General features: G+C 48.7%; 8 protein-coding genes and 1 pseudogene. All 9 read right to left on the bottom strand.

Annotated elements, in window-relative coordinates; translation table 11 throughout:
- Positions 1-92 precede the first annotated feature (92 nt).
- The gene (locus GX117_11155) at positions 93-1,253 is read right to left on the bottom strand and encodes a transposase family protein (GenBank protein ID NLO33893.1); all 1,161 of its coding nucleotides are present in this window, start codon (positions 1,251-1,253) and stop codon (positions 93-95) included.
- A gap of 578 nt (positions 1,254-1,831) precedes the next feature.
- Positions 1,832-3,337 carry an ABC transporter ATP-binding protein gene (locus GX117_11150; GenBank protein ID NLO33892.1) on the bottom strand — a complete coding sequence of 502 codons (1,506 nt, stop codon included), beginning with the start codon at positions 3,335-3,337 and terminating at the stop codon, positions 1,832-1,834.
- 13 nt (positions 3,338-3,350) lie between these two features.
- Positions 3,351-4,283, bottom strand: a complete 933-nt coding sequence (locus tag GX117_11145) for an ABC transporter permease (GenBank protein NLO33891.1) — start codon at positions 4,281-4,283, stop codon at positions 3,351-3,353.
- A gap of 19 nt (positions 4,284-4,302) precedes the next feature.
- Positions 4,303-5,331: an ABC transporter permease gene (locus tag GX117_11140; protein NLO33890.1), complete on the bottom strand. Its 1,029-nt coding sequence runs from the start codon at positions 5,329-5,331 to the stop codon at positions 4,303-4,305.
- A 78-nt stretch (positions 5,332-5,409) separates the two neighbouring features.
- Positions 5,410-6,444 (bottom strand): annotated as a pseudogene (locus GX117_11135) (NADH:flavin oxidoreductase/NADH oxidase).
- Positions 6,445-6,761: 317 nt separating this feature from the next.
- Positions 6,762-7,817: a BMP family ABC transporter substrate-binding protein gene (locus tag GX117_11130; GenBank protein NLO33889.1), complete on the bottom strand. Its 1,056-nt coding sequence runs from the start codon at positions 7,815-7,817 to the stop codon at positions 6,762-6,764.
- 53 nt (positions 7,818-7,870) lie between these two features.
- Positions 7,871-8,521 (bottom strand): flavodoxin family protein, encoded by a 651-nt coding sequence (locus GX117_11125; protein ID NLO33888.1) that lies wholly within the window; start codon positions 8,519-8,521, stop codon positions 7,871-7,873.
- A gap of 20 nt (positions 8,522-8,541) precedes the next feature.
- Entirely contained in the window at positions 8,542-10,284 is a 1,743-nt protein-coding gene (locus tag GX117_11120) for an adenine deaminase (GenBank protein NLO33887.1), read from the bottom strand.
- 27 nt (positions 10,285-10,311) lie between these two features.
- The gene (locus GX117_11115) at positions 10,312-11,058 is read right to left on the bottom strand and encodes a GntR family transcriptional regulator (GenBank protein ID NLO33886.1); all 747 of its coding nucleotides are present in this window, start codon (positions 11,056-11,058) and stop codon (positions 10,312-10,314) included.
- Between the last annotated feature and the right edge of the window lie 385 nt (positions 11,059-11,443).

Raw genomic sequence — 11,443 nt, 5'->3', positions numbered from 1 at the left:
CGTATCGCCCAATAAATAAATGCCGTTGTAGGATGTATCGACGCCCAACAAATAAATGCCGTTGAATAGAGTCTTCAAAAACCTCTCACTTTCTAATATCCTAGACTTAGGGATTGGATTTGCGCAAGGAGCTTACCCATTTCTTTTCGGATGGAGATGAGATCAAGCGATTCAAAGAACTCGTGCAATTCCTCTTTCTGTTGGGGGCACAAGGTGTCTTCGATCAAGAGACGGCGGTAGGGTGTGACAGCAATGTCGTGCTTACGAACCACTTTGCTGCCGTCTCGGTATCTCTTGATGAGTTTTTGTGAAGGCAAAAAGAAGTTGTTGAGGACGGACAAGAGCTCATAATACTGGTTGAGGGTATCCACCGCCTCTTGCCCTTCAAAGCGCTCATATCCGATGTGGCGTCTTACGACAGACCAGTTTTTTTGCTCAACATAACAGCCGTCATTGGAATGGTTGGGCCGGGATCGGGTGAAGCAGACATCGTTGTCTTTACAGTATTTAAAGAAATGATCGTTGATAAATTCGGATCCATTGTCGCTGTCAACTCCTCGAAGCGGAAAGGGTAGCCTTTGCTCGATCTTCTTCATGGCTTCCAAGGTGTGTACCCGCGCTTTATTTCGGACGGCCCGGCACTCATCCCATCCTGTTTTGATGTCGGTCGCATTGAGGGTGAAAGCGAATTCGCCCTTGGTGTTGCCTCCACAGTGGGCGACCAGGTCGATCTCAAAGAACCCTGGAGCGGTTTCATCCCAGTCAGTTCCTCGTCGGATTGGGATCTGGCTCTTTAAAAGAGTGCCCGGTTTGGTGGTTGAACGCCCGAAGGGTCTTAGCCGCTTACGATTGATGCTCAAAAGCCGATCCATGGTTCCGTGTGACATCCGTAGCAACTCTTGCTTGAATGACGACTCCAGTTTCCAGTACTTGTGACGCTCCAGATTGTCGATGACATCCGGCATGGCTTCTTCGAGTCTTCTGGAACAAGGACATCCGAGTAAAACCCATGCTTCAAGCAAAAGTTCCTTATGAGCCATACCGTAGACTGGCTTTCTTCCTCTACCCGGCTTCACCGAGCCTTTCCCGTACTGATACTGGTCACGCAGTACGCGGCTTACGTGATCTTTGGTGAGCCCCGTGGTCATGACCAGGGCATTCAATATCCGGCTCTTTTCTTTCTTGGTCGCGCGACGGTACTTGTTTTTTTGTCTTTCGATGATTTGACGTTTCGTTGCCATTGTTAAATCCATGCTTTCTACCTCCTTGGTCTATAGGAGGATTTTAACGGGATTTATTTACGAGGCGACGATATTCGTTTCGGCGGCATTATTTGCTAGGCGACTCGTGTGCTTGCGCTTCGAGCCGGTAACGTGATATGATGACCATGCTTTTTATAAGAGGGCCCCGGTTATTCATGGAACAATTTTTGCCGGGGCCTTCGTCTTTCTCTAAATTTCCTAAACAACCTAAGGATTATGGACAAGCATACCCGGCAATCTCCGGACAGGCAACTACGTCAGCAGTGGGACAAGGAGAGGTGGAATTAACACCAAGGGAAGATTGCCAAATAACTCAGGATGATCATCGCTCAGCACAATTTGTCGCTCGTTATGTGTATACATTCAATTCCCAGCTTTCGTAAGTGCAAGGGTTTTGGCTGCATTCAGCCTGTTTCCCATGCACTTATTCTACCATGAATCAGCCCGAAATGACTGCCCCGCAGGCCTTTAAGATCCGTTCAGCAGACCCTATGTAAGAACGATTCTAACGGGTAGAATAATACTTGAGAAAAGAATATCAAAACCAATACGGATCAGCTTGACTGCCGTTATTCTTTCACTCCAGCCATAAGCATTCCTATTCTTTCACGGTCAGCTTCCTGTTGAGAGAAAATCGCCATGATTTGCCCTTCATACATCACCATGATACGATCAGATAACTCCATCACTTCGTCCAATTCAGTGGAGACAAGGAGGGTGGCCGTTCCTTTGTCACGTTCTTCCAAAATTCGCGTTTGAATGTATTTGGTAGCTCCAATATCAAGTCCCCGGCCCGGGTGCATTGCCACTAAGAGTTTTGGCGAACGATCCAATTCCCGGGCCACCACGAATTTTTGTTGATTACCGCCAGAGAGCTTTCCTGCTGTTTCTTCGATTGAGGGAGTACGTACGTCAAATTGCTCGCACAGTTCATGCGAATGTGCGTTGATGTGTTTCCAATTTAAAAATCCTTTTTTGCAGTAAGGATCCTGATAATATGTCATCATAATAAGATTTTCTCTGATGGACATGTCAGCCACCATACCACGTTTATGGCGATCTTCCGGTATATGAGAGACATTGAGCTCCAGAATCTGCCGCGTGTCCATGCCGGTTGTTTTCGCTCCGTTGATGAATATTTCTCCTGAAGACGCTTTCCGCAACCCTGTCAAGCATTCCACCAATTCACTCTGTCCGTTGCCATCCACACCTGCAACGCCCAAAATTTCTCCCTCGCGTATGCGAAAAGATACATCCTTAAGCGCGGGTAAACCTTTGTCATTGCTGGCATTCAGCTTCTCTACATGCAGCACTATTTCACCGGGTTCAACTAGCCCCTTGTGGGTTGTGAGTTCCACATTCTTTCCTACCATCAAGTTGCATAGCTGTTGCTTATCGATGATTTCGTCCACGCGCATAACGGCTTCGAGGCAACCGTTGCGAAGCACCGTACAGCGATCACAAATCTGTAATACCTCATCGAGCTTATGGGTAATAAAAATAACGGTGTGTCCCTCGTTTGAGAGTTGGCGAATCGTGTCGAACAGTTCCTGCGCTTCTTGTGGTGCCAGCACTGCGGTAGGTTCATCCAAAATCAACAATCCCGCGCCGCGATACAGCGCCTTGACTATCTCCAACCGCTGCTGTTCACCCACACTTAATTGCCATACCTTTGCAAATGGATCAATGGAAATCTTATACTTGCTTGCCAGGGCTTGCACATGCTTGGCCGCCTTGTTCAGGTCCAAAAGGTGCTTGTTCTGCTTCATGCCCAGTATCACATTTTCAATCACTGTATGCGCACGAACGAGCATGAAATGCTGGTGTACCATACCTATGCCGAGGTCGATGGCTTCCTTGGGACTTCTGATATTGACTTTGCGTCCCTCAATAAATACCTCGCCTTCATCCTGCTGATACAAGCCGAATAAAATATTCATCAGCGTGCTTTTTCCAGCACCGTTTTCACCCAAAAGAGCGTGTATTTCCCCCTGTTCCACTGTGAAGCACACATCCTGATTGGCCACAACCCCAGGAAAACATTTGCAGATATTTTTCATTTCAAGATAAGCCATAATGCAACCCTCCCTATTCCTTACTGTAGGGTTGTCCAGTTGCTGCCGGCCCCTCCGAACGGTTTTTTCCTACGGCACCGCATAGAACTAATACGGTGAGTATGTAGGGTACCATCAAAAGCAGGTTGTGCGGAATGTTTGTCCCCGCGGCCTGCAAGCGGAACATCACAGCCTCCCCTGCGCCGAACACAAGTGAAGCGAGCATGACGCCAACAGGGCTGTAGTTGCCGAAAACTACGGCAGCTACTGCCATGAAGCCCCGCCCTGCAACCATGTTTTCCGCGAAGAAGCTTAGATTTCCGAGAGACACAAAGGCGCCTGCGAACCCTGCCATCAAGCCGCTAAAGAGGATGGCTCCGTAGCGAACGCGTAAAACGTTGATTCCTACCGTATCACAGGCTTTTGGGTTTTCGCCGACACTACGTATTTTCAGCCCCAGATTTGTCTTGAACATTACGAAGTTTGCAACCGGCACAAACAATAGAATGAGATATACAGGCAAAGTCTGGTTGAACAAGACCGACCCCAGGATAGGAATTTTGGAGAGAAGGGGCACTTTCAACAAGCCAAAAGAATCGATTTTGGGTCGTGCGGTGTTCAGACCAAAAATCACACGAGACAGGGTGGTCGTAATTCCTAGGCCCAAGGTATTGATGGCAATGCCGACCACCGTCTGATCCGCTTTGACGTGTATGGTAAAATATGCGAATACTAGTGCCATCAGCAGGGCACTCACCATCGCTGTAAGCACTCCCATCCAGACATTGCCGAAGAAGTAGGAGCCGACAACTCCCATCAAGGCCCCGGTCAGCATCATGCCTTCAGCGCCAATGTTAACAACGCCGCTGCGTGCGCTGAACACTAGCCCCAGCCCGCAAATCATGATGGGGGTTGCCGTCCGCAAATCGGATGATAAAAAGTTAATGATTTCTCCCATGATACTCATGAGCTTGATCCCTCTGCTTTCACGGACAAGGTTTCTGAATTTTCATTTTTCTTTTGAAAACATTAAACATTTCCCGACCCACTACAAGTAAAATAATCAACGCCTGAATAATCTGTACCATAGCGGAGGGCACATGCGCGGCCATCTGCATTTTGTTGGTACCGCTTTTAATTGCACCAAACAAAATGCCCGAGAATAGAATACCTGTCGGGGTATTGTTACCAAGTAGGGCTACGGAAACACCATCAAACCCATAGTTTTGCGAGAAGTTCTGGAACAGGCGCAATTGAATTCCCAATATCTCACAGCTGCCTGCCAGTCCCGCAAAAGCACCTGCGATGGTCATGGAAAGCAGGGCGTTCTTCTTAACTTTCATGCCGGCATACTGCGCCGCATCGGAGTTGTGTCCCACCAGTCGTATTTCATATCCTCTGGCCGTTCGCCATAGAAACATGTAGTAAAACAAAACACACAAGAGTGCCAGGATAATTCCCGCATGCAAACGAGTGCCTTCGATTATTCGGGGGAGCCTTGCTGATTCAGCCACCATTGCAGATTGTGGGAACGCGCTGCCCGCTTCCTTCAGCGGTCCCGTGACAAAAAAGGCCACCAGGTAGGTGGCGACATAGTTTAGCATGATGCAAGTGATCAATTCACTTGCGCCAAAGCGGTTCTTGAGAGAAGCGGTAAGCAATCCCCATAATCCTCCGCCCACGGCACCGGCGAGCAAGGCAAGGGGCAGGTGAATTAACGGTGGAAGTTCATTAAAAGAAACTCCCACAAAGGTTGAAAAAAGTCCTCCTATGAATAATTGACCCTCGGCTCCCAGGTTCACCAAACCGCAACGCCGTGCAATTGCAAAAGAAAGCCCGGTAAAGATCAGTGGTGTGGCCTTGATGAATGTTTCCGACAGGGCGTTCGTATTTCCAAACGAACCTTCCAGCAGGCTCAGGTAAGCCAAACGCCAGTCAAATCCAAGCAACGCGATGAATACAGCGCATATGGTCAATGCAAGCGTAACAGCTACTGTCGGGAAATAAACCGACATGAGAATATTTCGAATCATGCCACCTTGGAGTTTTTGCCTCATCCTGACCCTCTATCCGGGTTACCCACACCGTACAAGCTAATATTTTCTGCCATAGGCCTCATGATAGATGTCCGGCCACTCATAGGGTTGATCCATCTGCCATGCTGTATGAATTACCCAGTTCGGGTTTCGGAACTGCTCTTTTCCCAGAGCCACAAGATCTGCTCTGCCATTGGCCAGAATTTCTTCCACCATTTCTTTCGTGCGAATATGCCCAACCGCAATAACGGGAATGCCGCAGCTTTCCTTCACGGCCTGGGCAAAGGGAATCTGGTATCCCGGGAAGACCTTGATAGGCGCCTGTGCGATGCCGCCTGAGCTGATGTGCGCAATATCAATGAAGTCTTTTGCCTTGTTCACTACTTCAATTGTTTCGTGAATGTCAATTCCTCCGGGCAGGTAATCGGTTGCGGACAAACGCAGCAACAATGCCTTGTTCTGAGGCCATACGGCACGAACAACCTCGAGCAATTCCATAAGGTATCGAGAGCGGTTATGGAGGCTACCGCCGTACTCATCAGTACGCTTGTTGGTCACAGGTGAAAGGAAGCTACTAATGAGGTAACCGTGCGCCGCATGAATCTCAATGGCATCAAAACCGGCGGCGTCTGCACGTTTTGCCGCATTACAAAAGGCCTGTTTTACTTGCTCCATTTCTTCACGGGTGATCTACCGTGGGGTGCGGTATGTTTCATCAAAAGCGATAGCGCTTGGTGAAACGATATAGCGTTGGTTCTGTGGCTCAGCGGTACACTTTCGACCGGCATGGTTCAACTGTAAAGCCACGGAAGCTCCTTCACTGCGACACGAACGCACCACGCGTTGCAAACCCTCCACTTGGCCATCCTCCCAGATGCCCAGGCAATGGTCGCTGATGCGCCCGTTGGGCAGTACACCTGTCGCCTCCATGATAATAAGCGCGGTGCCACCAATGGCGCGGGACGTATAGTGAACAAAATGTCTATCATTGACAAGACCGTCTTTGCCAGCTGTGTACAAGCACATGGGTGGCAATACGATCCGATTTTTCAGATCCAGATTTTTTACTTTAAATGGTTCAAAAATATGCATGTTGAGTCAACCTTTTTCATGGCCGGCACGCGCCATGATTGGCGCGCGCCCATATAATTTCAATATCCCAACCGATGCGTTCTTATGAAGCACACCCGAATGAATGCTCTCGAGTACCTTCTCGATGACCACAATCTGTAGCACTTAACGCCTTGTCTTGCAGGTCGTCGGATAAAATGTTGTTGACCACGTTGCCCATGACTTTTCCGAAGCCCATCAAGCCGCAGGAGAGAACGCGTCAGCGCTCACCTGTGTAAATCCCTTCATCACTTTTATAGTACAAATTTCCTTCCCTTCAATGTTGTAGCAACCTTTGCCTAAAACGCAGGCTCCACATAATCATTGATGTTAAAATCCGGTGACTCCATCATCTTAATCGCATCTTCAACAATACGCTTTTGTTCTTCGGTAAGCCTGTCTTCGAAATTGCCATAAGGCGTAAGATATGCCACTCCGTCGCGCACACCGTAGTCGTAGCTTACCGGTTCCCAGGTTCCGTCTTTTATTTTCTCAAGCGTGCGCACCATAGCAAGCGAGAAGTCGATCAGACCACTCGTTACCACCACGTCAGGTTCAATGGAGCTAAAATCACCGACCGAACCCATAAACAAAACGCCCCGCTCTTTACATGCCTCCAGGGTACCAAAGCTCATTTGGTTGGAGTCGCCCACGATGATATCCGCGCCTTCATTGATCAATGATAGGGCAATTTCTTTCCCTTTCCCCGCATCATCATAAGAGCCTGCCATAGCCACGCGCACCTCTGCGTCAGGATTAACGTGAGCGGCGCCTGCCTTCAGTCCGTTCATAATCTGTACCACTGGGGGGATTTCCATGCTGGATACCGCTCCGATGATACCGCTTTCTGAGAAGGCTGCCGCGGCAACACCTTGTAAAAAGCCGATTTCCGTATTGGACGTTGACAAAGAACCCAAGTTGGGTGCCTGAGCGATGTTAGAGCTTGTTACAATGAACTTTGCATCCGGGAATTCGGGAGCTACCCTGGCGAAGGTGTCGCTAAACTCAAATCCGTGGCCAATAATTACATTGTAACCGTCCTGAACATACTGGCGCATAACCTCTTCAATGTCCGACTGGGCTACCGTTTCACTGTAGCTTACCTTGGCGCCCAGCACTTTTTCCACTTCCTGCAAGCCATTGTAAGCTTGTGCATTCCAGCCCTGATCATTGATGGAGCCCATTAGAAGTAGCGCCACCGCCATTTCAGTCTCAGGGGATTCAGGTTCACTCGACGTGACCGGATCCGTTGGATTAGCCGTGTCGTCCGGTTCTCCGGGTTGCGGTTCCTTGCTGCAAGCAACACATACAAGGCACAGCGCCAGAATGAGTGTGAGAGCAATCAGTTTCTTCATGGTGATCCTCCCTTAATCGGTTCGATTATTCTTAATCTGTTTCCAAATGAGTCTCAGATAGAAAGAGCCGTCCCGTCTGTCAAGAACGCATCCTTGCCAATTCTGGAAATTTTCGCAGCCACAGCGACGCTGTAGCCGAGCTTTTCTGCTTTTTCCATGCCGATGGTGTCTTGTTCGGCGCCAATCGCGCCGCCGTCATCCGACCAAACCGCAGCGCCGCTGTAGTTGTGAAGCGGACCACCCACCACCATCATGCTGGCTGCCAAGTAATAATTACGGATGGCCAACAGTACCATCTCCTGTCCGCCATGGCGGCTGCCTCCCACTGCGATTGCGCCGCCGACTTTATAATAAAATTCGTCCGCCTTCCCAGGCTTCGAAAAGTAACTCCGTAACCGGGAATGAAAGCAATACATGGTAGGCGAGCCATTCATGCCATACACCGGAGAACCCACGACTATGCCGTCGCCACTGGTGTAAACCTCCAAAATCTCCAAAAAATCGTCTTGCAAAACACAATGGCTGTTGTTTCGCAAGCATGCACCGCAATCAATACAGTGGCCAATTTTTTTACCCTTGGTGGATACAAACTTTACCGTCGTATCGGGAACTCTCTGCGCGGCTGCTAGTGCCCGCTTAACCGTGTATTCCGTCGATTCGCTGCGAGGGCTGAAGCTGATGCCCACCACGGTTGTCTCTATCATTTCGTTCCTCCCCCACAAGCCTAGTTTTTATCCATTGCGGCACCGAGGCACCAAAAGCGTAAATACAGCTCCCGTTGAATCACACATCCCCATTGGACAAGAGTATTTGTCATCCGGTTTAGTATGGAAGCTGCTTGTACACCACCCAAATCGCTGTTCATTCCCGCGATAGGCAGTTCAAATACCTGGGTGGATTCGTCCTTGGCTGCAATAACCAGGGCGCCCGGATGCCGGTTAACTTCCCGTACTGCGCTGAGAATGTCTTCTTCATTCACACCGAGAGCCAGCACGCCCACACCGCCCATGTTGTTGTTCATGGCAATGGCGCCTTTTTTCAAACCAAAACCCTTGACAAAGTCACCGAATACCTTGAAACCTTTTCCTTCACCTGGCATTTTTTTTACGAACACCAATTTTAGAATATCCTGGTCAAGGCAGGAAGGAATATGACCATTGATCACCGGTATCGTATAGTCAGCGCGAAAGCTACCGTCCGGGAATTGGGCGTTGCTCCTACCGGAGTACTGCGGTGCGCTTTGCGTAACGGCCGATACGCGGATGTTGCTTCCCTGCGCTTGATACATGGCTGTAATATCTTCCAGCGTAAGCTTTTCCAGATAGGGTTCCGTCTCAATACGCAGGCTGCTGTAATCGATGTCAACTTTTTTTATGAGAACACCGTTTTCTGCTACCCGTTCACCCTCTTTAAATACGATGACGGGTTTGATCTGCTCCAGGCTGGGAAGTAACAGAATGTCCGCATAGCGACCGGGCGCGAGGGAGCCAAGCACCTGATCCAATCCTAAATTACGGGCTGTGTAAAAAGAAGCCAGTTTAATTGCAGTGATGGGCGGTACGCCCAGTTGAATGCTACGCTGAACCAGGTAAGATAAAATCCCGGTGTTCACCATGTCGTCGATGTAACCATTATCTGCGCTGAACAATAAGTTTTCCGCGGGCAGTTTATGGTTGATGAGCGCTTCCGTGATCATATAATCAATTTGGTCCACACCTTGGCTGAACAACAGCTGGGTGCAAACGCCTCTGCGTTGCCGCTGAAATAGTGCATCGTAGCTCCAAGCTTCATGATCATTCACGGACCCTGCGATGCTGAACACTCCGATCTGGTCTTTATTGGCGAACGGATCCACGTGCCCATTTAGAAACAGGTTATTCCGTTTGATGTTGATCGCCTTTTTAAGGGTGTCCTCATGCAGCCCAAGCGTAGTGAAACCAAAACTTTCGCCTTGGCCAAACATTTCACCCCATTCGAGTAATTCCATGGTTACCTCAATGGGGACACACTTGCCTGGGGCTAACCCCAGGAGGCGATAGGGCAAATTTTGTGCATCTTTGAAGTACGCTTTTACGGCTTCCACTGCCTTGTTTTGGCTTTCACCAAAATAGCCCGCCAAATCATTCACCTCGGCTACGACAGTGGTAGTTCCCCAAGGAACGAACCCTTCAGCCAACGCATCGGGCATAACGAGAGAACAATCGATATGCATGGAGGGTTCGATGAAAGCGGGAACAGCATACAGGCCTTTCGCGTCAAATACTTGCTTGGCTCTTGGAGCAAACCCCGGATCTACATTAACGATTTTTCCGTCTTTGATGAGAATGTCCGCTTGGAACAAGGTTTCCGTATAAACATCAAGTACGTGCGCGCCACGGATAATCAAGTCCGCCTCAATTTGTCCAGTTGCAGCCTGCATTTGCTGTTTGAGTGTTTCAACCGTCATGTTCTTTTCAGCAGTTAACATAGTTTCCTTCCATTGCAAAATCTTTTTTTATAATTCAGGGGTTGACGTCCATTTGCGCAGGATACGAGGGTTGCCAAATTCGGGGTTGAAAAACGCCTCCGTGCCACAAATGGCTGTTTCCGCAGTATCGTAAACTGTTTGATGCCATAGTAGCAAAGGGCTGCCCTCGTCTACTTCAAAAACCTCAGCCAAATCTTTCGGCATCAGGCGGGGTATCCAAGTGGTCAATTCGTAAGCCAGGATGCGTTCGCAATACTCCCAGATCAATCTGTCAATGGAGGTGGGAAGATCATCTTGTGTGAAGGGCTTCAAGAAATATTTCTCAGGTACATAGTTCTTTGCAATTACATAGGGTTGATCGTCGCTGTAATAATAAACTTCCAGGACAACAAACTGTTCATCCCGTGCCAGCTTCAGTTCCTGTAATAGTCTTTCGTCCCCCTGCGATAAGTGCATGGGTTTTACCTTAACTGATACTGTTCCGCCTATTGAGCGTACAAGGTCGATCATGTTGTCGCCCATGTCGCACCGAAGGTAAGGATCGAGTGCGTGCGTATGCACAAAGCTGCCGATACCTTGCTTTTTCGTAATATATCCTTCTGCTTCCAAGGCAGTAAGCGCCTGGCGCAGCGTCACAACGCTCACACGCATGCGTTTAGCCAGTTCAGTTTCCGCGGGGAGTTTGTTGTCCTCGAACGTTGTATGTTTTAGCATCTCCAAGATGGCTCGCTTGGTGCTCTGAAAACTATTCATGTAGTGATAACGATGTGACAAAATGATGACTCCTCTTCAACTCATTAGCTAAGCTAGTGACTAGCTTAGTTAATAATATAAATCACAGCCGATTCTTTGTCAATCACTTGGCCAAATTGTCAGTCAGATTCAAATGGGGATTCGTGTTTTGCCCTTCAGTACAGCTTATTCTAGACTCACTGTGTCGAAAGGACAAGATATGGTTGATCTTTTAGTTTTCGAAAGTCGGCAGTCTGCTAGAATGTTGGACAGATTGCTAGGGAACCGCTGATCAAAAGTGGTTCTTTCCTCGATAATTGCTAAAAGCGAGCAAATTTGAGTAAATTGCTCCAAATTCGCTCGTATCAGGTCTTTCACATCACCTCATTGAGGTGATTTCTCCAGGAAAGGACAGACCTATCCCTGT

Source organism: Candidatus Hydrogenedentota bacterium, assembly GCA_012523015.1.
Lineage (GTDB): Bacteria > Hydrogenedentota > Hydrogenedentia > Hydrogenedentales > CAITNO01 > JAAYBJ01.
Note: the sequence above shows the minus strand (reverse complement) of the source record. Positions and strands in the feature narration are given on the sequence as shown.

Coding starts and splice junctions, on each gene's coding strand:
- GX117_11140 (NLO33890.1), bottom strand. CDS start 5,331: ATGTCGGTTTATTTCCCGACAGTAGCTGTTACGCTTGCATTGACCATA.
- GX117_11155 (NLO33893.1), bottom strand. CDS start 1,253: ATGGATTTAACAATGGCAACGAAACGTCAAATCATCGAAAGACAAAAA.
- GX117_11120 (NLO33887.1), bottom strand. CDS start 10,284: ATGTTAACTGCTGAAAAGAACATGACGGTTGAAACACTCAAACAGCAA.
- GX117_11125 (NLO33888.1), bottom strand. CDS start 8,521: ATGATAGAGACAACCGTGGTGGGCATCAGCTTCAGCCCTCGCAGCGAA.
- GX117_11130 (NLO33889.1), bottom strand. CDS start 7,817: ATGAAGAAACTGATTGCTCTCACACTCATTCTGGCGCTGTGCCTTGTA.
- GX117_11145 (NLO33891.1), bottom strand. CDS start 4,283: ATGAGTATCATGGGAGAAATCATTAACTTTTTATCATCCGATTTGCGG.
- GX117_11150 (NLO33892.1), bottom strand. CDS start 3,337: ATGGCTTATCTTGAAATGAAAAATATCTGCAAATGTTTTCCTGGGGTT.